The 26433-nt window shown below is 64.4% G+C and carries 18 protein-coding genes; 6 read left to right on the top strand and 12 right to left on the bottom strand.

Features of this window, described 5'->3' with window-relative positions:
• Positions 1 to 62: 62 nt before the first annotated feature.
• Entirely contained in the window at positions 63 to 9749 is a 9687-nt protein-coding gene (locus tag P0D73_RS08410) for a non-ribosomal peptide synthetase (RefSeq protein ID WP_408430883.1), read from the bottom strand.
• A gap of 281 nt (positions 9750 to 10030) precedes the next feature.
• Here P0D73_RS08410 and P0D73_RS08415 point away from each other — a divergent pair, with 281 nt between their 5' ends.
• Entirely contained in the window at positions 10031 to 11797 is a 1767-nt protein-coding gene (locus tag P0D73_RS08415) for a cyclic peptide export ABC transporter (RefSeq protein ID WP_408283884.1), read from the top strand.
• A 63-nt stretch (positions 11798 to 11860) separates the two neighbouring features.
• Here P0D73_RS08415 and P0D73_RS08420 read toward each other — a convergent pair whose 3' ends face one another.
• The 7 genes from P0D73_RS08420 to P0D73_RS08450 all read right to left on the bottom strand — a co-directional run bounded on the left by P0D73_RS08420 (position 11861) and on the right by P0D73_RS08450 (position 18881).
• Positions 11861 to 12961, bottom strand: a complete 1101-nt coding sequence (locus P0D73_RS08420; protein WP_408177245.1) for an ABC transporter substrate-binding protein — start codon at positions 12959 to 12961, stop codon at positions 11861 to 11863.
• A 5-nt stretch (positions 12962 to 12966) separates the two neighbouring features.
• A complete protein-coding gene (gene fhuF / locus P0D73_RS08425) occupies positions 12967 to 13782 on the bottom strand; it encodes a siderophore-iron reductase FhuF (RefSeq protein ID WP_408283888.1) in 816 nt (271 codons plus the stop codon).
• Positions 13782 to 15890, bottom strand: coding sequence for a Fe(3+)-hydroxamate ABC transporter permease FhuB (gene fhuB, locus P0D73_RS08430; protein ID WP_408177247.1), 2109 nt, complete (start codon positions 15888 to 15890; stop codon positions 13782 to 13784). The genes fhuF and fhuB overlap by 1 nt, the downstream gene beginning before the upstream one ends.
• Positions 15887 to 16732, bottom strand: a complete 846-nt coding sequence (locus tag P0D73_RS08435) for an ABC transporter ATP-binding protein (protein ID WP_408430885.1) — start codon at positions 16730 to 16732, stop codon at positions 15887 to 15889. Before P0D73_RS08435 ends, fhuB begins: the two co-directional genes overlap by 4 nt.
• Positions 16729 to 17751 (bottom strand): TauD/TfdA family dioxygenase, encoded by a 1023-nt coding sequence (locus P0D73_RS08440; RefSeq protein ID WP_408430888.1) that lies wholly within the window; start codon positions 17749 to 17751, stop codon positions 16729 to 16731. Before P0D73_RS08440 ends, P0D73_RS08435 begins: the two co-directional genes overlap by 4 nt.
• A gap of 85 nt (positions 17752 to 17836) precedes the next feature.
• A complete protein-coding gene (locus tag P0D73_RS08445; protein ID WP_408314289.1) occupies positions 17837 to 18076 on the bottom strand; it encodes an MbtH family protein in 240 nt (79 codons plus the stop codon).
• 133 nt (positions 18077 to 18209) lie between these two features.
• Positions 18210 to 18881, bottom strand: coding sequence for an RNA polymerase factor sigma-70 (locus P0D73_RS08450; protein ID WP_408314291.1), 672 nt, complete (start codon positions 18879 to 18881; stop codon positions 18210 to 18212).
• Between the two features lie 301 nt (positions 18882 to 19182).
• On the opposite strand from P0D73_RS08450, the gene P0D73_RS08455 reads away from it, so the two are divergent.
• From P0D73_RS08455 to P0D73_RS08470, 4 genes are all read left to right on the top strand, one after another.
• A complete protein-coding gene (locus P0D73_RS08455) occupies positions 19183 to 19485 on the top strand; it encodes a glycerol-3-phosphate responsive antiterminator (RefSeq protein WP_408430891.1) in 303 nt (100 codons plus the stop codon).
• On the top strand, positions 19485 to 19793 hold the full coding sequence (locus P0D73_RS08460; protein ID WP_408283897.1) for a putative quinol monooxygenase: 309 nt from the start codon (positions 19485 to 19487) through the stop codon (positions 19791 to 19793). The genes P0D73_RS08455 and P0D73_RS08460 overlap by 1 nt, the downstream gene beginning before the upstream one ends.
• Complete coding sequence (locus tag P0D73_RS08465; protein ID WP_408177469.1) at positions 19793 to 20953, top strand: iron-containing alcohol dehydrogenase; 1161 nt, start codon at positions 19793 to 19795, stop codon at positions 20951 to 20953. The genes P0D73_RS08460 and P0D73_RS08465 overlap by 1 nt, the downstream gene beginning before the upstream one ends.
• Before the next feature lie 283 nt (positions 20954 to 21236).
• Positions 21237 to 21488, top strand: coding sequence for a hypothetical protein (locus tag P0D73_RS08470; RefSeq protein ID WP_342960841.1), 252 nt, complete (start codon positions 21237 to 21239; stop codon positions 21486 to 21488).
• Positions 21489 to 21594: 106 nt separating this feature from the next.
• Here P0D73_RS08470 and P0D73_RS08475 read toward each other — a convergent pair whose 3' ends face one another.
• The 4 genes from P0D73_RS08475 to P0D73_RS08490 all read right to left on the bottom strand — a co-directional run bounded on the left by P0D73_RS08475 (position 21595) and on the right by P0D73_RS08490 (position 25123).
• Positions 21595 to 22014 (bottom strand): histidine kinase, encoded by a 420-nt coding sequence (locus P0D73_RS08475; RefSeq protein ID WP_408283900.1) that lies wholly within the window; start codon positions 22012 to 22014, stop codon positions 21595 to 21597.
• 72 nt (positions 22015 to 22086) lie between these two features.
• Positions 22087 to 22872 (bottom strand): COG4705 family protein, encoded by a 786-nt coding sequence (locus P0D73_RS08480; protein ID WP_408283903.1) that lies wholly within the window; start codon positions 22870 to 22872, stop codon positions 22087 to 22089.
• A gap of 189 nt (positions 22873 to 23061) precedes the next feature.
• The gene (locus P0D73_RS08485) at positions 23062 to 24456 is read right to left on the bottom strand and encodes a sensor histidine kinase (protein WP_408283906.1); all 1395 of its coding nucleotides are present in this window, start codon (positions 24454 to 24456) and stop codon (positions 23062 to 23064) included.
• Positions 24446 to 25123 (bottom strand): response regulator, encoded by a 678-nt coding sequence (locus tag P0D73_RS08490; protein WP_408430894.1) that lies wholly within the window; start codon positions 25121 to 25123, stop codon positions 24446 to 24448. The genes P0D73_RS08485 and P0D73_RS08490 overlap by 11 nt, the downstream gene beginning before the upstream one ends.
• Before the next feature lie 260 nt (positions 25124 to 25383).
• On the opposite strand from P0D73_RS08490, the gene P0D73_RS08495 reads away from it, so the two are divergent.
• Positions 25384 to 26403, top strand: a complete 1020-nt coding sequence (locus P0D73_RS08495; protein WP_408283909.1) for an ABC transporter substrate-binding protein — start codon at positions 25384 to 25386, stop codon at positions 26401 to 26403.
• The last annotated feature ends 30 nt before the right edge of the window (positions 26404 to 26433 follow it).

The following is a 26433-nucleotide window of genomic DNA, read 5'->3' on the forward strand; positions in this document are numbered from 1 at the left end:
AGTACGGGTCGGCTGGTCGACGGATCGACGTGTTGGGCGGCGTATTGGGCCGCGTATTGGGCTTATTGCAGCTCGAATTCGTCGAGGAGTGCATCGATCGCGCTCGCGGTATCACCCGCGCCGTGTGCACCGCGCTCGGCAAGCGCGCGATCGATCGCGGCGGCACAGCGCTGCAAGGTGCGTTCGTCAAACAAGGTGCGCAGCGGCAGAATCAGCGTCCAGTGCAGGTTCGCCTGCGCGTTGGCTTGTGTCGCGAGCAGCGAGTGACCGCCCAGCGCGAAGAAGTCGTCGTCGCGGCCAATCGTGTCGACACGCAGCACCCGTCTCCAGATCCCGGCGAGTTCACGCTCGGTCTCGGTGGCGGCCACGCAGACGGCGTTTTCCGGGGCCATGCCGCGCACGGGAGCCGGCAGCGCGTGACGGTCGCATTTGCCGTTCGGCGTGACCGGCAGTGCATCCATCGCGATCAGATACGAAGGCACCATGTATGACGGCAGTTGCGCGCGCAAATCGTCGAGCAGTGCCTGCGTGTCGAGCGCGTTGTCCGCGCCGCGCGCCACGTAGCCGATCAGTTGCTCGTCACGCACGATCACCACGGCGTCATGCACGCCCGGCGCCGCACGCAACAGCGCTTCGATTTCGCCGGGCTCGATGCGCTGGCCACGTAACTTCACCTGCGTATCCATGCGGCCGAGATAGTCGAGCGCGCCGTCCGCGCGGCGGCGTGCAAGGTCACCGGTTCGATAAAGCCGTGCTCCATGCGAGAACGGATCGGGAACGAAGCGTTCCGCCGTCAACGCAGCACGGCCGAGGTAGCCGCGCGCCAATCCCACGCCGCCCAGGTACAGTTCGCCGATCGCGCCTTGCGGCAGCGGCTGCAACGCCGCGTCGAGCACGTGCAGTTGCACGTTCGCAATCGGATGACCGATCGGCACGGACGCCGCGTCTGCATCGGGCGCGCCGCATGTCCAGTGCGAAACGTCGATGGCGGCTTCAGTGGGGCCGTAGAGGTTGTAGAGCCGCGCGTGGGGCAATTGTTTTGCGACGCGAGCCACTAGTTCCGGCGCGAGCGCTTCGCCACTGGCGACGATCCGCTCGATGCTCGTGCAGCGCGCCGCCGCGTGGAAGTCTTCCAGATGAGCGACGAAGGCGGCGAGCATCGACGGCACGAAATGCAGCGTCGTGACACAGTGTGTTTCGATTGCCGCGACGAGGCGCGCCGGATCGCGATGGTCGCCGGGCGCCGCAATCGCGAGCTTCGCGCCGACGGCGAGCGGCCACACGAATTCCCACACCGACACGTCGAAACCGAACGGCGTCTTGTGCAACACGACATCGTTGGCATCGAGTCGATACGCGTCCTGCATCCACGCAATGCGGTTTGCCAGCGCGCGATGCGTATTGCCCGCGCCCTTCGGCTTGCCGGTCGAACCAGACGTGTAGATCAGGTAAGCAAGCTGATCGGGCGAGACTGCCACGGGAGCGCTGAGCGTAAAGTCGGCGCCGCGTAGTGCGTCGACGGTCAGGACTTTTGTGCGGGTGCTGTCGACCGCCGCCGCGATGCGTTCCAGCAGATGCGGCTGTATCAGCACGACTGCGGGCTTCGCGTCGCCGAGCAGATACGCGATGCGGTCCGCCGGATAGTCGGGGTCGATGGGCAGATAAGCAGCGCCCGCTTTGAGCACGCCGATCAGCGCCACGACCATGTCGAACGATCGCTCGACGCACAGCGCCACCGCCGTGTCCGCGCGCACGCCGGCTTCGATGAGCGAGGCGGCGACACGATCGGCGTTCGCATCGAGCTCGCCGTAGGTCATCTGCTGCGTGTGCCCTTGCGAGTCGACGAATTCGAGCGCGATAGCATCCGGCGACGCCAGCGCCTTCTGTTCGAACTGGCGATGCAGCGCCTGCTGTTGCGCGTGCGGCCACACGTGGGTGGTCGAGTTGATGCGGGCCAGCGTGGTCAGATCGTCGGCGGTGGAAATTGAAATCGTGCCGAGCGGTGCGTCCGGATCGGCAATCAAGCCCGCAAGGCAAGTGGCAAACGCGCGATGCAATGCGGCGACGCGCGTCTCATCGAGTTGCGCGGCATCGTAGCCGTAGTCGATCGTGAGCGTGGCACCCGCTTCGATCACCAGCGTGAGCGCGAAATCCGTCGCTTCGATATTGCGCAACTCACGCAGCTTGAGCGCGCGCTCGTCGCGCCCTTGCCATGCTTCATCCACGGGATAGTTTTCGAACACGAGCAGCGTGTCGAACAATGCGCCACCGCCTTGGCCGGCCCATTGCTGGATTTCGTACAGCGGCGTATGTGCGTGCTCCGCAGCCGCGGCATTGTCGCGCTGCAAATCGTGCAGCCATGCCGATGCGCGGCGTTGCGGCAGCGGTGCGGTAATCACCGGCAGTGTGTTGATGAAAAGACCGAGCACGGTGTCGACGTCCGGCAAGGCATCAGGACGGCCGGCGACGGTCGCGCCGAAAGCGACGGCAGTGTGATGCGTCATCCGCTGCAAGGCGAGCGCCCATGCACCCTGCACCATCGTGTTGACCGTGATCTTCAGACGGCGCGCGATATCGGTGAGACGTGCCATCGTCGCCGCGTCAAGCGACTCACGCCGCGTGAAATGCTGCGGCTCGCGGTGGCTCGCGGATTCACGTTCGGCAACCAGCGTCGGTTCTTCGAGCAATGCAAGACGTTGCAACCAGAAGGCGCGCTCGCTTTCTGAGTCGCGCGCGGCCAGCCACGCGATGAAGTCGCGATAGCGCGTCTTCGCGGGCGCCGCGAAGGGTTGCGGACGCAGCGGTTCGATATAGTCGCGCAGCACGTCGGCAAAGAAACGCGCCGTGCTCCAGCCGTCGAGCAGCAAATGGTGACGCGTCCAGACGAGACGCCACGCGTCGTCCGTGATGCGGATCAGCGCGACGCGCATCAACGGCGGCGAGGTCAGATCGAAACCGCGCGCACGGTCGGCGCTGAGCCAGCTTTCGAATGCATCATGCGCATCCGCACCGCGCTCGCGCCAATCGAGAATCTCCACCGGCATGCGCGCCTGGCGATGCACGAGCTGCATCGGCGTCGCTTCGACCGGCGTGAAGCTCGTGCGCAGAATGTCGTGGCGCGGCACGGTGGCTTCGAATGCCGCGCGCAGGCGTTGCACGTCCGGCTCGATCAACGTCGCGACCAGTTGATTCACATAGGTCGATTGCTCCGGCGCGAACAGCGAATGGAACAGAATGCCGTGCTGCATCGGCGAAAGCGGATAGATGTCGTCGATGGTGCGCAAGTCGAGCGGCACGCGCTCCAGCGCGGCCTGCGTCAAACCGCCCGCGCGCGCGAGCGGATAGTCGCCTGGCGTTGCGCCACCGCCGCGTTGCGCAAGACGCGCCGCACATGCGGCGGTCAAGTCCGCGAGCGCACTTTCGAAGCGCTGCGCGATGGCTTCCACCGTGGCGCGCTCGAATTGCGTCGCGCCGTAGACCCAATGGACTTTGAGCGTGCGCGTGGCGTCACCGTCGATATAGGCGTGAATCGCCAGCGCATTGCCGATCGGCCCCGCTGGATCACGCTCGCAGCCCGCGCCGCCGAAACGCGGCACGAGCACCGCATCGCGCGGCGCGTCGAACTGGCCGAGATAGTTGAAGGTCACATGCGGGCGCGGCACGGCGGCGAGCGCGGCGCGCGTCGCCGTGTCGCCGTAGTGGCGCAGCACGCCAAAGCCGAGGCCTTTGTTCGGCACCGCGCGCAGTGTGTCCTTGACCGCGCCGAGCGTGGCCGCCGGCGTGCTTTCAAGCGTGAACTGCACCGGATAGTGACTCGTGAGCCAGCCAGGCGTGCGGCTGACGTCGACGTCGTCGAACAAAGCCTCACGGCCGTGGCCTTCGAGTTCGATACGGCACACGGGCATATCGAGCGACTGCGCCAGCGCCGCGATCAGCAGTTCGATCATCTGCGTACGGTAAGCGGCATTCGCTTCCGTCAACGCGGCCCGCGTCAGATCGGCGCCGATGGTCTGGATCACGGATTGCGCGTCGGCGTTGCTCGCCTTGGCTTGCGGACGGTCGAGCGGCAGATCGTCGTACGGCGCGGCGAGCGCGGTCCAGTACGGCAGTTCGGCGGCAAACGGAGAGTTCGTGATGTCGAGCGCGGCGCGTGCCAGCCGTGCCGCCCATTCCTGCGCGCTCGTTCCCGTCGATGCGAGTCGCACGCTGCGGCGCTCGCAAGCGGCGCGATAGGCGGCGTCGAGATCATCCAGCAGCACACGCCACGACACGCCGTCGACGATGATGTGGTGGATCGCCAGATAGAGCTTCGTCGTGCCGTCGGGCAGCAGCGCGGCCAATGCGCAGACGAGCGGGCCGTGCTTCAGATCGAGCGTGCTTTGCAATGCGTCGAATTGGGCTAGCGCGTCGGCTTCGTCGCGTGCGGAAACTGCGGCGAGCGGCAGTGTTTCGAATGCGCGCTCGCCCAAAGTCAGTCGCCATTCGCCTTGCGCACCAACCGGTGTGAAACGCTGGCGGAAAATTTCGTGGTGTGTCAGCAGCGTTTCGAATGCGCGCGCGAAAGCGTCGAAGTCGAAAGGCGCTTGCGTGTCGAGTTCGATGGATTGATTCCAGTGGCCACGCTGCGGAATCTCCAGTGCAAAGAAACGCAGTTGCGCAGGTGTGAGCGCGGCGGACTGCTCAAGTTTGGATGGTACGGCTTGCGCCTTCGATGCGCCCGGTGCAGCCTGTTGTACAGCAACATCCACCGTCGTCGCGACACGCGCGAGTTGCGCGAGCGTGGGCGCATCGAACAGTTGCTTCGGCGTAAAGCGCACGCCGCGCTTGCGCGAACGGGCGATCACCTGCAACACCAGAATCGAATCGCCGCCCAGCTCGAAGAAGTTGTCGTCGCGGCCTACGCGTTCGGCTTTGAGCACGTCCATCCAGACGGCGGCGAGGACTTCTTCCGTTGCGCCTTGCGGCGCATCGCCCGTGGCCACCAGCGGCGCCGGTGCAGCCGCCAGCGCCCGCAATGCCGCGCGGTCCACCTTGCCGTTGGCGGTCACAGGCAAGGTGACGACACGCTGCAACACGGCCGGCACCATGTAGTCCGGCAAACGGGCGCTCAATGCCGCGCGTAATGCGGCTTCGTCGAAGCGCGCACCGCTCGTCAACGCGACGAACGATGCCAAACGCAAACGCCCTTCCTGCTCGACAGCAAGTGTTTCGGCTTGAGCGATACCGTCGAGTGCGCGCAGTGCCGCACTGACCTCGCCAGGTTCGACGCGGTAGCCGCGAATCTTTACCTGATCGTCGAGCCGGCCCAGAAAATCCAGACGATGATCTGCGCGCAGTCTCACGCGGTCGCCCGTTCGGTAAAGACGCTCGCCCGGCGCGAATGGATTCGGTACGAAACGCTCGGCGGTCGCGGCGGCGCGATTCAGATAGCCGCGCGCCAAACCCGGTCCGCCGAGATACAACTCGCCGATTGCGCCCGGCGGCACGCTCGCGCCGTGGCTGTCGAGCACGCAGGCATAGGCGTTCGGCAATGGCAGACCGAGCGGCACGGCGTGCGCGCTCAGCGCATACACTGCGGCTTGCGCTGGCGAAGACGTGTCGCACGTCAACGCGCCCACCGTTGCTTCGGTCGGGCCATAGTGATTGATCACGCGGCAGGCCGGCTTGATTACCGCGATTCGCTCAACCAGCGACCAAGGCAGCGTTTCGCCGCCTGTCACCAGCGCATGCGCGGGCAGCACATCGGCCGGATGTTGCGCGTCGAGCAGCGCGTGCAGGTGACTCGGCACGATCTTGAGAATGCCGACGTTGCGCGTGCGCATTTCGTACGCGAAGCGATCGGGATCGAACGCGCATTGCGCAGGCAGCAGATGCAGCGTGCGGCCCGAGCACAGCGCGCCGAATAGCGTCGTATGGCCGAGGTCGGCAGCGACGGTGGAGACCATTGCCATGGATGCGTCGGCGACGAATGCGAGTTCGTCCAGCATGCCCTCGACATAGTCGGCCAGTGCGCCATGCGAGATGACCACGCCTTTCGGCGTGCCGGTCGAGCCCGAAGTGAAGATCAGGTAGGCGGCTTGATTCGCCAACGGGGGCGTGTGCGACGCGGTTGCGGTCGTGTCACCCACGCTCGCCGACGATGACGCTTGCGTGAGCGTATCGAAATCGAGCGCGGTCGCTGCGCCTACAGTCGTGACGTCTTTACTTGTTGTCAGGATCCACCGCGCGCCACATGCCTCAACCGAAGCCGTCAGACGCTCATGCGGCGCGGCAGGATCGAGCGGTACGACGTACGCACCGGACTTCATCACGCCAATCAGCGCGGCGGCAAAGCGCACCGACCGCTCGATACACACGGCCACCGGTTGCTCTGCACTTACCCCACGCTCCCGCAAAGCGAACGCGATACGATCCGACGCTGCGTCGACTTCGGCATACGTCAGCTGAGTATCGGCGTCCGCGAGCGCCACGCGATGCGGTGTTTCACACGCATGCCGCGCGAACAGCGCGAGCACGTTGCCAGCCGCCGGCTTCAACTCGCGGCCACGCCGCGCGGCGCGATAGTCGGCGCTATCCGCGCAATCCAGTTCGGCAATCGCACGCTGCGGATCGCGCACGGCATCGGCGACGAGCGCGGCGTAGCTGTGCAGCCATGCCTGCGCAGTCCGTTCGTCGATACCGTCGAGCGCATACGCGACGACAAGCTCGATGCCACGCGGGTCGTCCGTGAAATCGAGCGCGTAGTCGAAGCGCGCGGCGAGGTCCAGCCCCGGCGACATGCGCACCGAAGCGCCCGGCAATTCAGCCGACAGTTCCAGATCGAACTGCTGCGCGAACTTGACCTTCAGCCAGGCATCGCCGCGCCGCACCGGCGGCTTGACGGCATCGAGCACCTGATCGAACGGTACATCCTGATGCGCGAACGCATCGAACGCGGAACGGCGTACACCGTCGAGCAACGCAGCGAACGATTGGTCCGGCGCTACGCGCGCGCGCAGCGCAAGCGTGTTGAGGAAAAGACCTACCAGCGGCGCAGTCTCCGCCCGCTGCCGATGCGCGATCGGCGCGGCCACGACGACATCGGTCGCGCCGGTCAATCGGTAAAGCCAGGCGTCGAAGGCGGCAAGCAGTACCGTGAACGGCGATGCCTGCGCGCGTCGCGCCGTTTCGCGCACGGCTTCGGATAGCGCCACGGGCAAACGCAGCGCGAGGCGGCCGCCGCGATAGTCGTGCTCCGGCGAGCGCGGCCGGTCTAGCGGCAGTGCTAGCGCTTCGGGCGCGTCGCGCAATGCGTCGCGCCAGTAAGCCAGTTGCCTTTCGCCTTCGCCGGCCGCGAGCCAGTCGCGTTGCCATTGCGCGTAGTCGGCGTACTGCACCGTCAACGCGGGCAATTGCGGCTCGTTTCCCGTCGCGAAAGCGGCGTAGGCGGCGCGCAGTTCTTCGAACGCACAGCGCGAACTCCAGCCGTCGCTGATCGAATGATGCGCGGTCAACAGGAAGCGCTGCGTGTCGTCAGTGACCGTAACGAGCGCGGCGCGCACCAACGGACCTTTCGACAGATCGAAAGGCGCGCCGACATGTTGTTCCGTGAACGCCACCAAGCGCGATGCACGCTCGGGCTCGCCGGCGCCGCGCAAGTCGATTTGCGCAATCGCAACCGGTAAGCGGGCATGAATGCGTTGCACGACGATGCCGTCGTCGGACTCGACCAGCGTCGTTCGCCACGCCTGATGACGCGCGATCAAACAATCGAGCGCGCGTTGCAGCGTACCGATATCGAGTGCGCCTTGCACATCCCATTGCACGGCAACGTGATAAGCCGCGCCGGCGTCCTGTGTTTGCGCGAGCACCCAGAACCGCTGTTGAGCGAACGACGCGGCACGATCCATGAACGGCGCATCGGCGGTCCGCACGACAGTGATGGCATGCGAACCCACCGACGTTTCAGTCTCGCTGGCATCGATCAGACGCGCCAGCGCTTCGAGCGGTTGATCGTCGAACAACGCGTCGAGCCGTAGATTCACGCGCCATTCGATGCGGATCGCCGCCTGCAATTGCGTCGCTGCGAGCGAATCGCCGCCGCGTGCGAAGAAGCGGTCGCTGCAGCCGATCGGCGCAGGGTCGTTCAACAGGGTTTGCCAAAGCGTGGCGAGGCGCGTTTCGGTAGCGGTTCGAGGCGCGACGTGATTCGCATCGACGACAGCCGGCATCGTGGCAATGAAGTCGCGCAATGCGGCGCGATCGAGCTTGCCGTTCAACGTATACGGCAGGCGCTCGAAGCGCACCAAACGATGCGGCATCCACGCCTGCGGCAAATGCGCGGCGAGATGCGCCTGCAGCGCGGCATCGTCGAGTGTGTCTTGCAGCACGACGCATGCGATCAGTTGCGTTCGGCCATGAGCAGATTCGGCCAGCACACCCGCGTCGGCCACTGCCGGATGCGTCAGCAGACAAGCCGCGATCTCGCCGGGTTCGACGCGCACGCCGCGCACCTGAACCTGATCGTCGATGCGGCCGAGATAATCGAACGAGCCGTCCGCGCGTTCACGCGCGAGGTCGCCGGTGCGGTAAATCCGTTCGCCCGGTTCGCCAGTCGGATCCGGCAGAAAACGTTCAGCTGTCAGCGCCGCGCGGCCGTGATAGCCGCGCGCGAGACACACGCCGCCGAGCAGCAGTTCGCCGCTTTCGCCCAGTTGCGCCGCGCCGTCGATGCGCGCCACGCGTCGCCCGATCGGCCAACCGATCGGCAGCGAGGCAAAACCATTGCCGTCCTCGAGTGCCGGTGTCATGCCCGGATCGACGGGCCACAACATCGGCGAGATCACCGCCTCGGTCGGTCCATAGCCATTGACGAGACGCACCGACGGGAACACGCGGCGAATCTCGTCGAAACTGTCTTGCGACATCGCTTCGCCGCCGAACAGCAGCGTGCGCAGCGAAGGCGGCACGCCGAGGCGCTCGCAAACGTTCGCGAACTCGCGCACATAAGCAGGCGGCAGCGTCGTATTGGTAACGCCTTCACGCAGCATGAACGCATGCGTGGTTTCCGGCGCGAACGGCGGTGGATCACTGATCACCACGCTGCCGCCGACGGCAAGCGGTACTAACCACGCTTCGATCGAGACGTCGAAATTGACCGATGCGAAATGCAGCACGCGGTCATTGGCACCGATCGGCAACGAGCCAGCGAGCGCTTCACCGTGCGCGGCAAGCGGCCCGTGTTCGACGGCCACGGCTTTCGGCGTGCCGGTCGACCCCGACGTGTAGATCATGTAGGCCGCCGCGCGCGGATGCACCGGCGTGTCTTCTGCATCGCCGTCGAAACGAGGCGCCGCCACATCTGTCGCAGCAGCGCTTGCAACGTCGAAGCATTGCGTGAAACGCGCACGCATCGCCGCATCCGCGGACCCGTCGACGATGCCGTGCACGAGCCCCGCATCCCGCGCGACCCAATCGAGGCGCGCCGCCGGATGACGCGGATCGAGCGCGACGAACACGCCGCCCGCCTTCAATACAGCGAGCAATGCGACGAACAGATCGCAGGAACGCGCGACGCAAACACCCACACGCACTTCAGTCGTCACACCCGCTGCGCGCAGCCGTGCGGCAAGCCGCGCCGCGCGACTGTCCAGTTCACCGCGCGTCAGCCGCACGGTATGCGGCGTGAAGGACGCCAGCGCGGGCGCATCGGGATCGATGCGCGCCATGGCGCGGATCTGGTGGTGCAACGCAATCGGGAAGCTCGTCATGGGCATGAAATCCGTTAGAACTGGCCGCATAGGCCAAGTCGCAGGCCGCAATGGGCCGCTTCATTGGTGTGACGATCCGCGATCGCAAATCTTTACCGCGTGCGTTGTTTTTATTTGGACTGCATCTTTTTGACGTGGCAGAGGAACGCGCACGGTAAATGTTTGCTTCGCCCATTCGTCTATCAGGCGAGGGGCGTGTCTTTGCGCCCCGCTGAATGGCCACATGCACGCATGCGCCGCCATTCGCCGATCCATTTGCGACCCACTGCGACACATTGCCGATGACCGCTGCCAACGAGCGCTACGACGCGCCACCCTCGTCTGCTTCACCTCCCTCCAACCCTGCGGGCAAACCCGCCATGCGCCTAATCGTGGCGCTGCTCAAGCGCTCTCGCGGTTCCTTCGCGATCGCGCTGACGGCCTGCGTGCTGAACGGCATCGCCAGCGTGCTGCTCGTGGCGACACTTAGCCGCGCGCTCTCACAACCGGGCGCCGCCGATATGTCGCTCGCGATGCGCTTCGCGTTGTGCGCGGTCGTCGCGCTCGTCACGCGCGTGATCACCGGCGTGCTGTTCGCGCGCCTCTCGCAGGACACGATGGCGCAGTTGCGCGAACACGTCGCGCGGCGCGTCGCCGAAGCCGAGTTGCGCGATGTCGAACGTATCGGCGCGGCGCCCGTGCAGTCCGTACTGACCGACGACGCCACCAACGTGTCGATGCTGTTCTTCGCGCTGCCCAATCTGGTGATGCATGGCTCGATCGTGTTCGGCTGCCTCGGTTATCTGGCGTGGCTGTCGTGGCCGGTCTGCCTGCTCGCGGTGGCCGCGATCCTGGTCGGCTCGCTCGGCTATCACGCCGGCGACAAACGCGCGATCGCCTCGCTCGAAGCCGCGGGCCGCTCGCAGGACAAACTGTTCGGCTATCTCGGCGCGCTCTTCACCGGTGCGAAGGAACTGAAGCTGCATCAGGCGCGTTCGCGTCAGTTCGTGGACGGCCAGCTGGGCTCGGCCATCGACGAAGTGCGCGACCATCGGCGTAAGGCGTTCAGCGCCTATGCGGTCGGGGTCGGCTGGATCGTGTTCCTGTTTTATGTGTTTCTGGGCGTCGCCGCGTTCTGGCCGGCACTCGGCGTGCACGCCGATGCGCCGTCGGCATCGGGCTACGTGGTGGTGTTCCTGTTCATGCTGCTGCCGCTGGACGGTCTGCTCAACAACGTGCCGACGCTCAATGCGGCGCGCGTCTCGCTCGATCGCATCGAGAAGGTGATGGGCGAATTCGGCGCGCTGCGCACCTCGCCACCGCCCGATGAAAACGCTTCGCACGCGCCGTATCGCACGCTCACGCTCAGCAACGTCACGCATTCGTACTTTCATGAGCGCGACGAGCGGATGTTCCGCGTCGGGCCGGTCAATCTGACCTTCAGGCCTGGCGAGCTGGTGTTCATCGTGGGCGGCAACGGCAGCGGCAAGACGACGCTCGCGAAAGTGCTGACCGGTCTCTATGAACCCGAAGACGGTACGATCGAACTGGACGGCAAGGCGGTCGGCTTAGCTGAACGCGCCGCCTATCGTCAGCGCTTCACGGCCGTGTTCAACGATTTCCATCTGTTCGACGCGCTGCTCGGCATCGTCGATCCGAACGACGCCTCGCGCGCGCAGGCGGATGCCCGTGCCAACGCGCTGGTCGCGAAGCTCGCGCTCGATCACAAGGTGCAGGTGGTGAACGGTGCGTTCTCTACGCGAGCGCTTTCCACTGGCCAGCGCAAACGCCTGGCGTTGGTGGTCGCGTATCTGGAAGACCGGCCGTTCTATCTGTTCGACGAATGGGCCGCGGATCAGGACCCGCAGTTCAAAGCGGTGTTCTATGAACAACTGCTGCCGGAACTGCGCTCGCGCGGTAAGACCGTGCTGGTGATCAGCCATGATGACCGGTACTTCCATCTCGCGGATCGGGTGTTGAAGCTGGAGAATGGCAGTATCGTCAGTGAGACGCATGGTTCGGCACAAGCGGTGCTGAAGCCGGCGGTGGCCAACGGTACGATCGGATGATGAGGTGAATAGACTTGCTGGACGCCGTTGTTCAGGCGCGCAGCAAGTCTCAATAGAAGCCGCTTATTTTTTCACTGCAGGTGGCGGCAACGACAACAACGTATCAGTCATCGTATCCGCAAGCCGCAGCGCCGACATCGGCCCGCCAAATCCCCAGATATTCCTCTCGACGAGCCCAACGCGCCCCGCGCTGCGAGCCGGCACGAAACGCCAGATCGGCGAATCGAGTTTGGTGGCAAGCGGGACATCCGTTTCAGTCGCGCTGACGAACAGCACGGTCAGCTTCGGTTTCTTCAACAAATCTTCCGAACTCACGTACGCCGTGCCTTCGCGCGTCGCTTCGGCGGGCCACAAGCTGAGTCCGAGCGCGTGCGCGACGCCTGCCGCCGTGCTGTTGCCGGTGAATGCCCAGTAACGGTCCGGCAAGCCCAATTCCTGCAACCACGCGACCTGTTCGCCACGACGGCCTGCGTCGGCGAGACGCTGCGCGTCGCGGGCGAAACCTGCGTCGACCTTGGCTTCGACGGCGCGCGCCTCCTCCTCGCGTCCCGTGAGACAGCCGATGGTGCGCAAAATCTTGCGGCCCCAATCGAGCTGCGTGACGCGGGCGCCGTCTTCGCTAAAGTTCGGGCCGTACTTGAACAGTACGGTCGGCGCGATGCGTTCGAGCGCCGCAAAAATGGGTGCATGTCGCAAACCCACGCCGAGAATCAGATCCGGTTTGGCCGCTGCAATCGCCTCGAGACTCGGCTCCTGCCGCGTGCCGATATCGGGCACCGTCGCCAGACGTGCGTTGTCGTAGCCGATCCAAACCGGGTAATACTCGGGATCGGCCATGCCCACCGGCGTGATGCCGACCGCAGCGAGGTCTTCGGCGAACATGAATTCGAGGACGACGATGCGCTTCGGCTGTGCGGGCAGCGACGGACTCGCTTGCGACACGATCGGGTTGTCGGCGAGCGGCGTGCAGGTTTGCTGCTGCGCTTGTGCGGTGTTCGTGTGAACTGGATGACTCGTGCCCGCTGAAGGCGCGACGCTGCCACTGCCTTGCGCATACGCACACGAGTTGGAGAACAGCGTGGCCGCCACCGCAACACTTATGCAAAGTCGCCTGAAACAGGGGCTTTTCTTCGTGCGGCGCGACCACGGCGCCGATGGCGTCATTGGTGTCAATGCGAAGCGGCCTGCAATGCGATTTCCGCATCGCTCATCGTCAATAGCAGGGGGCAGCGTCCACACAGTTGCGTCTCTCCAGGAATTTCATAACGTACGCAGCACACGCGTCGTGCGCTTAACGGATTCGGCAAACTCGCAGCGCGCGGTTTTGCAAGGCGCACCGGCAGACGCAGCGGATTGGCCTCGCCATCGGCAGTGATTGGACCGAACAGCCACGCGATGTCGTCGGTCAGATCGAATTGTGGCGCGCATTGTTCGAACAGGTAGTCCAGCAGATTGCCCGCGTTGCTCCACAAGACGCGCGGCGCGATTCTGGTCATCGCGCACAGCGTCTCGATCACCGCATTGAGATGCTCGACGAGCGGCGCGTAACGGCGTGACGGGTCGCACTCAACCGGCTGCAATGCGTCGTGCTCGAAATACGCGGCGATAGGCAGGCCGTCGCGCAGCACGATATGGGTTTTATCCGGCGACATCGCAAGCGGCCGGCGCAGCAGTGCTGCCGCAACGAACCCAGCCGTCGCCGCAAAACCGAAGTAGTACTTGGTCCATTGCGACAACAATGCGCGTGCATGCGTTTCGCGCTCGCCGCCGTAGAGCGTGACCATCGCATCGAGCAATTCGGCGCGATGCTCCGCCAGTTCGCTGACGCGGGCCACCTTCAGCGAGCCGGCGTGATCGTTAGCCAACGCGGGCTCCTGACTTGCGTTTGGCGTGCCGAGCCATACATGCTCGAGATAATGCGCGATCGACTCCGGCGCGAAGCCTGCGAAGCACTGCGCGCGCTTGTCGTGATCAGGTTGCCGCATCACCGTTTGCCCCGCTTCTCGCGCCGAGCCTCCACGATCAGCAGCGCAAGCAGATAAGGCGCGCCGATCAGCGCAGTCAATACGCCGGCGGGAATTTCGCGCGGCGCCAGCAGCGTGCGCGCCGCGATATCGGCCACGACCAGCACCAGCGCCCCGCACGCCGCCGCGAGCCACAAGCGCGTGCGATGAGCCCGCGCGCCGAGTATCGACGCCAGATGCGGCGCCATCAAACCGATAAAGCCCACCGGCCCCACCGCGGCCACCGCCGCGCACGCCGCCAGCGTCGCGACGGTCAGCACCAGCGGACGCAGCACGCCGATCGGCAAGCCCAGCGACGCGGCCTGGTCGTCGCCCAATGCAAGCAGATCGAGCGGCCGCGCGAGCAGCGCGAACACCGGCAGGGCCAGCACGCACCACGGCAGCAGCGTCGTCACTTCGCCCCAACTGCGTCCATACGTGCCGCCGACCAGCCACACGACGAAGCGCGCCGGCTGCACACTTTGCTGCGTGATGAGCCATTGCGACAGCGTCGTCCACAGCGTGCCGATAACGATGCCCGTGAGCGCGACCGCGAGCGGCGCATAGCGATGCCGGCGATTCAGCAAGAGCGTCAAGGCCAGCGTGACGCCGCCACCCGCGAGCGAAGCGGCGGCCAGCGTCGAATGTGCGGCAAGCGGCCACATCACGAGCGCCGCAAGCGTCGCGAGGCCTGCGCCTTGCGTCACGCCCAGCACTTCAGGTCCGGCAAGCGGATTGCGCACGATGCTTTGCATCAGCACCCCGCTCGCGGCAAGCAACGCGCCCGCCAGCAACGCGCAGATGAGGCGCGGCAAACGCAGATCGAGCAACATCCTCGCGAGCTCGTCGCGGTGATCGAACGCAGCGAGCCAGCGCGGCCCGCCGATCGTCGTGGGGCCGAACGATGCGCCCGCGCACACGAGCACGATGCCGAGCAGCACCAGCACGCTTGCGGTCAGCGGCCACGGCCACGCATCGACCATGCGCACGAAGCGCGCGCCCGCGCGCACGACGGCACGCTCCTGACCGGCATGCAGTGCGCCCGACCACGCGGCGCCGCTGCGGACCATCGCGAGCATCAACGGCGTGCCGACGAAGGCGATCGCCACGCCGGTCGAGAGGGTCGCATCGAGATCGAGCGCCTGCACGGCGCTATCGGTGACGAGCACCAGCGCGCCGCCGACCAATGCGGACAAGGGCACGAGCGCGGCGAGCCGTGACGATTTCGCGCCGCGCACCTGACGTAGCAGATTGGGTGCGATCAGGCCGACATACGAGAGCGGTCCCGCGACACTCACCGCGACGCTTGCGAAGCCCACCGCCACTACCATCGCCGCTAGCCGCGTCGCGTCCACGCGAACGCCGGCCGCCGCTGCCGCGTCATCGCCGAGGGCGAGCGGATCGAGTGGACGAATCACGAAGGGCAAGGCAATCAGCGGCAGCACGAGCCACGACGCGGCGATCTTCAAACCCGCCGCGCCAGGTTGATAAAGACTGCCGCTCGCCCACAACGACACGCCGACGATGCTCTGCTCGAAGAACGCGAGAATCAGCGTGGTCAGCGCGGAGAACAACAGCATGCACACGCTGCCGGCGAGCACGAGCCGCAACGGCGTCGCGCGCCAGCCGCCTGCCGCCGCGGCCACGCACACGGCGGCGCCGAGACCGCACACGAACAGTAGCGGCACGGACGCCACGCCGGCCAGCGACGGCACCAGCATCGCCGCGAGCAAGCCGAGTTGCGCGCCGCCGGTGATGCCGAGCAGATCGGGCGAAGCCAAAGGGTTGCGCGTGAGCGATTGAAACAACGTGCCGGCCACCGCGAGGCAGCCGCCCGCCACCAACGCCGCCAGAATGCGCGGCACGCTCAGGTCGAACAACAGGATGCCGGCGAGTTGCGCGGCGTCGCTGCCCGCGGGCGCGGCAAGCCAGGTGCGAAAACCGGGCGCAAGCCGCATCGCGGCCACGCCGAAGATCAACGCAATGAGCGCGGCGCCGATGGTCGTGACGCGGCTTTTCACAGGCGCACGATAGCTGTCCATCACCGGCGTGCTACGTCGCAGGCGTTTGCGTGCTGCAAGCGTCGTCATGCGGCGAGGTCCTTGTTCGTGGCTTCTTCGCGAAGCGAAGCCGCGTCGCCTTCATATGCCGGCACGCACATCGGCGCGCCCGTTTGCGGATGCGCGATCTTGAGCATCGGCACGCTGAAGGTCTCGTTCAGATGACGCGGGTCGAGCATCGCATCAGGCGAGCCTTGCGCGACGATGCGGCCGGCGCGCATCAACACGATTTCGTCGCTGTAGGCCGCGGCCTGATTCAGGTCGTGCAGCACCCACACGATCGTGAGGCCGCGCTCGCGATTCAGGCGCCGCAACTCGCGCAGAATGTCCAGTTGATGATGGATGTCGAGATACGTGGTCGGTTCGTCGAGCAACACGATCGGCGCCTGTTGCGCGAGCGCCATCGCGATCCACGCGCGTTGCCGTTCGCCGCCCGAGAGCGCGGCGACGTCGCGCGCGGCGTCGTCGGCGAGACCGCTGGTGGCGAGCGCTTCGTCGATCGCCGCGTGGTCGGCGCGCGAGAGTCCACGCAGCCAGCCGCCGTGCGCGTAACGTCCGTATGCGACCAGTTCGCGCACGGTGAGGCCGGACGGGATCTGGTTGAACTGCGCGAGCATGGTGAGCGTGCGCGCCAATACGCGGCGCCGGTGCGAAGCGAGCGGCACGCCGTTGACGTCGACGCTGCCGGACAGTGCCGGTTGCAAACCGGCTAGCGTGCGCAGCAGCGTGCTTTTGCCGCAGCCGTTCGGTCCGCACAATGCCGTGACGCGGCCGGCCAAAATGTTCAGGTTCAGACCGTGGAGCACGACGTGATCGCGGTAGCCGACCGTCAGCGAATGCGCCGCAAGCGCCGCGCCCTGCGATTTCGTCATGGCGCGGCCGTCCGTTTTTCGCCTTCGGCCTCGCTGTAGCTTCGTGCCATCGCGACCACGACCTTGCGCGGCCCTTCGAACGGATCGCGCGCATGCGCGGTCAACATGTTGTCGAGCATCAGCACGTCGCCGGTCAGCCACGGGAACACAATCCGCTGCTGATCGAGCACGCCGCGGATTTCGGCGAGCGCCTCGGCTTCGAGCGGTTCACCGTCGCCGTAATAGACATTGCGCGGCACGTTTTCGAGGCCGACCGAATCGATCAGCGCTTCCTGCATGTCTTCATCGAGCGACGAAAGGTGGAACAGATTCGCCTGATTGAACCAGACATGTTCACCAGTGCGCGGATGGCGCGCCACCGCCTGGCAGCGCTCGCGCGTGCGCAACAGCAGTTCGCCGTCTTCGCTGCCGCGCCACTCGCATGCGATGCCGCGCGCACGGCAAATCTGCTCGACCGTGCGCGGGTCGTCCGAACCGAACGCTTGTTCCCACGGCAGATCTAGCCCTTGCCCGAAGTTGCGCACGTAGAGCAGTTCACGCTTCGTAAAGCGCTGGACCAGCGCCGGATCGAGCGCGCGGTAGATCGCGCGGCTATCGGCGATCGGCGTCGCGCCGCCGGTGCGAGCGGCAAGCGCGCAGTGGAACCAGATACGTAACGGCCATTCACGCGTATACGACTGTTCGTTATGTAAAGGAATCGAGCGATGCGGCGGATACTCCGTCGACGTGTACACCGCGCCTTCCACCTGGCTGCGCGGCGTCGACGCGAACTCATAACCGATCAGCGGATGCCCGAACGAGCCCGCGAAACTTTGGAACGCGTCGATCGACGCCACGCGAAAACCGGTGAACAGCACGCCGCCCGCGCGTTCGAGCGTGTCGTCGACGATCGCATGCAAGAGCGGCGCCGCTTCCTCCAATGAAATCTCCGCGCCCGCGCGCGGCGAGACGACAGTCGGCAAGCCCGGCTCGATCGATAAATCGGCGAGCGTGGGCAGCGGCATCGAAAGCATGGTCATACTCTGAATCCTTTTGCTGAAGCGGCGTGGCTGGGCGCATGCCCGAGCCCGCCGGATTGCACTGCGCGCGCGTTAGGTCGACGCGTTAGGCCGCCGCGTCCATGTGCCGGCGCAGGCTGGCTGGACGCATGTCGGTCCACACGGTCTCGATGTGCGCGAGGCACTCGGCCTTCTGGCCGCGCACGCCCACTTCGCGCCAGCCGGCCGGCACGTCGCGGAACGTCGGCCAGATCGAGTACTGCTCTTCGTCGTTGATGACGACGGTGTAGACGAGGTCGTCCGCCTCGCCGGCTGCCGCGTTGGAGGTCTGCTGTGCTTGCGTCATGATGAAAGGCTCAGTCGATGAAAAGGTCAGGAAGCGCCTGGACAGACAGCGCACTGGCATGTCCCGGCACGGCGGCGCCGGCATTCGCTCGCGCACCGCTTCTATTCAGTTGACGTTTGACGCGCGCGCTTTTTTACCGCCGGCGCGCGCGGCCGCTGCAGAATGCGGGGCCGGCCACGCCGCGATTGCAGGCGTCGAGGCAATCGGCGCAATGCTTCTCGGCGTCGCGCACCATGAAATGCACCAGCGTCTGCGAGACGTCGAGGGCGCGCGCCGTGCTTTGCAGCGTTTCCTCGCGCAGGCGCACCATTTCGAAGGCGGCGCGGCTGCGCGGCGGCAGCTGCTCGAGCGCGTTGTACACGTGCCGCAGCGTGTCGCGCACGAGCAGCGCCGCTTCCGGCGAAGGTTCCGGCGATGGCACGTGCAGGCCGTCGTCCTCGTCGGCGTGATAGCTGTTTTCGAGGCTCTGGCGGCGAAAGGCATCGATCGACGCATTGCGCACCATGCGCGTCACGTACGCGACCGGTTGACGCACCGCGTCCTGATCCGGAAAGTCGACCAGCTTGATGAAAACGTCGTGCACCACGTCTTCCGCCAGACTCGCGCAACCCACGAAGCCGCGCGCCAGATTGACGAGCATCGGGCGGTTGTCGATCAGCACGTCGAGCAGCGTGCCCTTCTCCCAATCGACCGGACGCGCATGGCTGCGCGCACGCCGCGAAACGGGTGGACAGGCGCTTCCAGCGTTGAGAACCGATATCGGCATCGCTGTTGAAGCCTCTCGCCGGACGAGCACCTCAGCCATAGATTCGCTCCGTTTTCTCAAAAGGACAGGGCGTCAATCTAACGTAAACGCGAATCATTCTCAATCAAGAATTGGAATAACCTTACAATTTCCAATAGCTTTGTCTGATGATTCCAAATGCATAAGGGTGGCCGACCGATGTTTGCCGCTCTGGGTAAGCAGGCGTGAAATTGTATAGGCATCCGTACTATTGACGGCGAAGCGTGTCGCTCGAAACAGCCGTGTAATAGTGGAAATCCGCGTCCTGGTCCCAAGCGATCGCGTTCGGCTCTCTCCCGCTCCGACGCTCGGCGCTATCAAGATGCATCAGAGTCTTCGTGGCGCACCGCTCCACGTGGCCGCGCAGCGCGTCGAGACATTGGAGCAAAATGACCCGAATCTGGTACAACTGATGCCTGCGGCCATGCTCTCGCATCTGTCGAAGCAGGACCGCAAGGCCCTGTCGCCGGTCGTCACGTCGGGTTTCGTCTGCAATAAGGGCGACGTGTTCGATGCGTTGAAGAACGGCGCCGCCGCGGTCTCGACCCGCGACAGCGGGTCATGGAATCTGGACCCTGAAGTTGACGCTAAAACGTTGAAGTACCCATCCTGTTGGAGTGACTGATGGCCAATGCTTACCTGCAGGTGATCGCGCATTATTTCGCCAAGCCCGGCAACGGCGACGCGATCGTGAAGCTCCTTACCGAACTCGCCGCGGCAACCCGAAAAGAGCCGAAAAATCTTTACTACGAATTCTTCCGCTCGCCACTGGAGCCTGACCACTTCGTGATTCTCGAAAAGTACAGCGACGCCGACGGTCTCGCCGATCATCGCGAAACCGAACATTTCCAGCGACTCGGCTTCGGCACCATTATTCCGCTGCTCGACCGGCGCGAAGTCGAAAGCCATATGGTGCCCGGAGACGCGCCATGATGAACGCATTCCGGTTTCAAACGGTGCCGACGCTCGTCGTCGAGTTCGGTGCGGCGCGCCGTCTCGGCGCTTTGTTGCGCGCGCAATTTCCGACGCTGACGCGTCTGTGCGTCGTCACGGATGGTTTTCTGCACACGAGCGGGTTGCTGAATCCGGCGCTCGCCGACCTCGCGGCGCACGGTTGGGACACCACCGTGATCGACGACGTGATCGCCGATCCGCCCGAACACATCGTGCTCGAAGCGACGTCGCGTGCACGGACTGCCGGCGCGGAAATCGTGCTGGGGCTCGGCGGCGGCTCGTCGATGGATGTGGCGAAGCTGATCGCCGTGCTCGCGCCGCAGCAACAGCAGGCGCTCAGCGAGATGTACGGCGTCAACAAGATCACGGTAGCGCGTCTGCCGCTCGTACAGATGCCGACCACCGCGGGCACCGGCTCTGAAGTCACGGCCGTGTCGATCGTGACGGTGGGCGAAGCGAAGAAGATGGGGGTGGTTGCGCCGCAACTGATCGCGGACCTGGCAGTGCTTGACGCTGAACTCACGCTTGGCCTGCCCGTTGCGGCGACCGCGGCGACCGGCGTCGATGCCATGGTGCATGCCATCGAGGCGTACACGTCCGCGCATCTGAAGAATCCGGTCTCCGACATGCTTGCGGTGAAGGCGCTCGACCTGTTGTCGCGCAATCTGCTGCCCGCCTGCGAAAACGGCCGAAACCGCGACGCGCGAGAAGCGATGCTGCTCGGTGCAACCTTCGCGGGCCAGGCGTTTGCGAATTCACCGGTTGCCGCGGTGCATGCGCTCGCGTATCCGATCGGCGGCATTTATCACGTGCCGCATGGTCTTTCGAACGCGCTCGTGTTGCCGCATGTATTGCGCTTCAACGCGGAAGCGGCGGCGCCGTTGTACGCGGAACTCGCCGAGGTGGTCGTGCCGGGTTTGACCGGCAGTGATGAAAGCAAGACGCAAGCGTTGATCGAACGGCTCGAACAGATGATTGCCGCGACGGCGATTCCGGCGCGTCTGCGTGATGTCGGCATCGAACAAAGCGGGCTCGAGCGGATGGCGAGCGACGCGATGTTGCAGACGCGGTTGCTGGTGAATAACCCGCGGCCGGTTAGCGAGGCGGATGCGCTGGCGATTTATACGTCTGCGTTTTGAGGCTGGTTTGCGTTGTGCTGCGCTGTTGGTGGTGAGGTGACAAACCAGCAGATCATGCAGCGCAACAAGCGCACCTCAGACTGAACAAACCGCGCGACGACCCGGCTTGTGTCGGGTTTTCCTTGCGTCGATCAGCGTCGGAAACCTTGACCGACGAATTGTGAGTTTGTAGGATGATGACCGCCGCTTTCGGACAAACACCACCTAACAGGCTCTGTCCACGCGCGACATAAGAACCAAAGCGACTACTCAATGGCGAGGTCATCGGGGTTATGGCATGACAATGGATGAAGACATCGCGCACGTGGCGCGTGTGATGGTGCCGTCACTGAGCGCATTTCGCGGTGAGCCCGTGCTACAGCCGGCATATTGGCGAAGACGCCTGCATCGCATACAGAACGAATTCCGGTTGACCGAAACGCAAGCCTCGCAGATCCAGCATTTGCTTAGGGATCTGGATAGCTTTGAGGCGAAAAATGGCGCGAAGAAAAAGCCGATCGGCACTCAGATTCGGGCGCCTTGGATACCGCGGTAATGAAGTGCGTGTGCTAACGGGCACGCTTAGCGCTTTTCCCACCTAACGATGCAGAATTGATCCGCTGTCCAACTGATCAATTGCACAACCGTGCGCCGTTCTCGCATCAGACTTTACCGCTCATGCGGTCCATCACCGCCAGCAGATCGGCGAGCGACTGTTTGCATTCCGTTGCATTCGGCGTGTTGGCGCGCAAGGCGCTCAACGCGCGATCAATTGATTTGTCGACCGTATGCCAATCCGTAGCTGCGCGTGGCTTCAGCGACGGTTCGGCGTCGTCCCATGCGAGTTCGAGATCCTTGATGCGCGCCTTACCACCCGCCAGATCGCCTTTCTCGACCAGTGCTGCGGTGTCCGCTGCGATCTTGCGGAACGGTGCGAGATCGCCGAGCTTCGACACTTTGACCGGCTCCGCGGCTTCGGCTGACAATAGACTCACACGGCCCGCATCGATATGACCAAAGCTGATCGCGCAGAGCGCGATAAACGAAGCGATAGCGGCTTTGCCAAGAGCACGTTGATTCATGATGGTGATCTTCCGTTGGATTCGGTACGGGATTGAAAGGGACTACGTGGCAACTCGACGAGCGGCACACGCTCAAGGTTCATGTGCCGCGCTCGGGCGCACCGTACGCTGTTCGGCCACACTGGCGACAATCACCAGCACGACAATTGCGCTCAGGAATAGCGCGCTCGTGTTGATGGTGCCGAGGCCGAAGCCGCCGTACGCGCGCGACTGCGACAGCATGTCGCCGAGGGAGGCGCCCAGCGGCCGCGTCAGAATGTAGGCCAGCCAGAATGTCAGTACCGGATTACCGCCGGCGTAATAGATCGAACTCACCAGAACAATCAGCGCGCCGAACGCCACCACACCGATCACGAAGCCGAGCCCCAGCGCTTCGGTCGCGAGATCGCCGGCCGCCGTGCCCAACGCGAACGTGACCAACACCGCGGCCCAATAGAAAAGCTCTCTGCGCGTCGTATAAATGGTGTGAATCGAGAGCGTGCGTTCGCTGCGAAACCAGAGCGCGAAAACCAAAGCGAGCGCCAGGCCGAATACGATCGTGCTGACATACAGACTGACACCGAGTTTGTCGGTCAGTGCGTCGGTAATCTGCGTGCCGGCCACACTGACCAGAACCACGGTCAGCCAATAGATCCACGGCACATATTTGTTCATACGGAGTTGCATGGCCAGCGCGGCGAGCAGTAGCACAGCCATAATCGCGTCCGTCAGCGCGGTGCCAAGACCCATGTGAACGGCCAGATAATCTGCCCCGGTCTCGCCGACCGTGGTCGCGAGAATCTTGATCGCCCAGAAAATGAGCGTAGCCTCCGGCACTTTGTTGTTCGCCAGAACAACCCGATAGTTCGACGTTTCCATCACGCTGGTTCTCCATTTTTATGAGCAAGGGGTTCGACGTTTCGAACACGAGCGCGCCTATTCAGCCAGTACGCCGAATATGCAATGGAGAACCTTATGGAAACCTTACGTGAGAGGCCAATCCTGCCCATATATGCAGCCGATGAAGATTCGTTTTCACCGACACCTTTCCTAACCTGCCTGCGGGCTTTAACCCGTCTGGGATTGCTCTGCCGCGGCCCGCGGAAACGACACACTGATGTGCACGCCTTTGCCGCCCTCGCCCGGCTTCAGCGTGATTTCGCCGTGATGGGCGTCCGCGATTTCACGCACGATGGCGAGGCCCAAACCGGTGCCCTCCGTGTCCGCCGACGCCCGGAAGAACGGCTCGAACACCCGGCTGCGCGACTCGGCCGGAATGCCGGGACCGTCGTCCAGCACGCTCACGTTGACGGTATCGGCTGTGGCGTTCACGCCCACCGTAACGTGCCCGCCACTGCCGGTATAGCGGATTGCATTCTCCGCGAGGTTCGCAATCAACGCCTGAAGCAGCCCGCGATGCCCCGCCACTGGTGCAACGCCCTGCAGTTCGGCGCCTAAATCGATGCCTCTGGCCTGGGCGAGCAACGCGAGGTCTTCCACGACCTCCAAGGCGAGCGGCACCAGATCCACCGTTTCCACGGCCAGTTGCGTGTTGTCCGCGGCCTCCGCTTGCGCGAGCAGAAGCAGCTTGTTCGTGAGGCCCACCATCGAACGGTTACTACGATGCATGGCGGCCAGTGCCTCGTCGAGCGCGGGCTTCAAGCCGTCCTGTTGACGCGCGAATTGCAATTGCGTGCCGAGCAATGTAAGCGGCGTGCGCAACTGGTGCGCGGCGTCGGCGATAAAGCGGCGTTGCGCAGCCACCTGCACGCCGAGCCGCGCGATGCACTGATTGATCGCTTCCACGATCGGCCGCAACTCGGTATGCAGACGTTCGACACGAATCGGCTCGAGTTGCATCGGATCGCGGTCCGTCACATCCTCTTTCACTTTCATCAGCGGACGCAACTCGAAAGTCAGGCCGATGCATACCAGCGCGACCGCCAACACGATCATTTCGATCTGCCTCACGAGCTGCGGTTGCCACAACTGCTGGGCCATGGCGTCGCGCGAACGCACGGTTTTACCGACCGTCACACGCACGCGGCGTGTCGCGCCGTTGTCGTACATGAGGCGCACGAGGCCGACCGCCCGTACATTGTGGCCTTGCAAATGGGAGTCGTAATGATCCGGCGTATCCGGCGCTTGCTGCGGACGCGTCGGGAAATCGGGAGTACCGGCGAGCAGGCGTCCGTCGTCAACGCTCACGCTGTAGAACACCTGATCGCGATAGGGCGACACGAATACTTCGAGCGCGGCGGGCGGCACATCCACACGCAGGAAGCCATCCACCCATTCCACTTCGCCGGCGATCATGCGCGCCGATGAGATCAGCTGATTGTCCTGCACCAGATCCGCCGTACGCCGCGCGTTGTCGTATTCGGCCTTGCCGGTCACGAATACGTACAACGCGAGTGGCACCAGCAGCCACCACAGCAAGCGCATGCGCAGACTATTGGTCATCTTCTTTCTTGCGCAGCAGATAGCCTAGCCCGCGCAGCGTGATGATCGCCGCCGAACTGCCGTCGAGTTTCTTGCGCAGACGCGAGATATAGATTTCGACGGCGTCTTCACTCGGCTCGTCGGCGAGCGTGAAGATCGCGTCGACCAGCGCCGGCTTCGTCACGGTTTTGCCCAGACGCAGGATCAGCGTTTCGAGCACCGAGCGCTCGCGCGGCGTGACGTTCAGCGGCGCGCCCTTCAGCGTGAACTGGCGCGTGTCGATGTCGAACGCGAGATCGCCGCACACCACTTCGCTTGCCTTCGAGGGCGACTGCCGACGGATCGCCACCTTGATCCGCGCGATCAACTCGCGCACTTCGAACGGCTTGACCAGATAATCGTCCGCGCCGGCGCCGAGCAGTTCCACCTTTTCGTCGATCGAGCCGCTCGCCGTCAGAATCAGCACCGGCGTCGCGTCGCCGCGCTGGCGCAGACGCCGCAGCACGTTCTTGCCCGACAGCTTGGGCAGGTTCAGGTCGAGCAGGATCACGTCGTAGTGATTGGTGCGCAACAGCTGGTCGGCCGCGTCGCCGTCCTGCACGGCATCGAGTGCGAACGCCTCCTGCTCCAGCATCTTCGCGAGCCAGTGAGCCAGCGTGGGGTTGTCTTCGATGAGCAGCAGCTTCATGGCGGGAACGGCAAAAGTCAGGCCGTCGATTGTGCCGTAAAACAAAGCGCTTGCGCGCGTCCTATGTGGTTTGCAGCATACGTTGCCGTGTTTGGGACGAGGTTGCGGCGGGGTTGCGGCGAGCTTGCGGGTTAACACCCATGATTTGCACTCGGTCCAGAAAGCTGGCAGAAGGTTTCAAATTTCTATAATCGCCGTCATTCACCCAGAAAGCGCCGCGCGCAACACCCAGCGGCGACCAAACCAAAGGAGACTGCCTCATGCGTACCTTGCGCCAGATTGCCGCCGTGTCAGGTGTTGCGTTCACCCTTGCCGCCGCTTCGGCCGCCGCTCATGCGGAAAAACTCACGATCATGGTCGGCGGTGCCACCAAGATCATCTATCTGCCCGCCAAGCTCACGGAGCAACTCGGCTACTTCAAGGACGAAGGCCTCGACGTCGAAATCCTCTCGCAACCGGCCGGCGTCGACGCGGAAAACGAACTGCTGGCGGGCGCGGTGCAAGGCGTGGTGGGCTTCTACGATCACACCATCGACCTGCAGAGCAAGGGCAAGGAAATCCAGGCGCTGGTGATCTTCGGCCAGGTGCCGGGTGAAGTGGAAATGGTCTCTACCAAGGCCGCGGACAGCTTCAAGAGCATGGCCGATTCGAAGGGCAAGACGCTCGGCGTGACCGGGCTCGGCTCGTCGACCAGCTTCCTCACGCAATACCTCGCGCAACGTGCGGGTGTGCCGTCCACACAGTACACGCTGCTGCCGGTGGGCGCGGACAACAGCTTTATCGCGGCCATCAAGCAGAGCCGTATCGACGCGGGCATGACGACTGAGCCGACCGTCTCGCAGTTGCTGAAGACCGGCGACGCCAAGGTGCTGGTCGACATGCGCACGCTCGAAGGCACGCGCGCCGCGCTCGGCGGCACGTATCCGGCGTCGAGCTTCTACGTGCAGCGCGCGTGGGCGGAGTCGCACAAGGACGACGCCGCGAGGCTCTCGCACGCTTTCGCGAAGACGCTGAACTTCATCGCCACGCATAGCGCGGAAGAGATCGCCGCGAAGATGCCGAAGGACTACTACGGCAACAACAAAGACCTGTACGTCGGCGCGCTGAAGGCGTCGCTGCCGATGTTCACGAAGGACGGCAAGATGCCACCCGACGGCCCGGAAACCGTGCTGAAAGTGCTGTCGGCGTTCAATCCTTCGGTGAAGGGTAAGCATATCGACCTCGCCAAGACCTACACCAACGACTACGTGTCGGCACCGGTCAAAACCGCGGCGAAGTAACGCCCTTTCAACATCACGAGAACAGCGAGG

Source organism: Paraburkholderia sp. RL18-101-BIB-B, assembly GCF_046026985.1.
GTDB lineage: Bacteria > Pseudomonadota > Gammaproteobacteria > Burkholderiales > Burkholderiaceae > Paraburkholderia.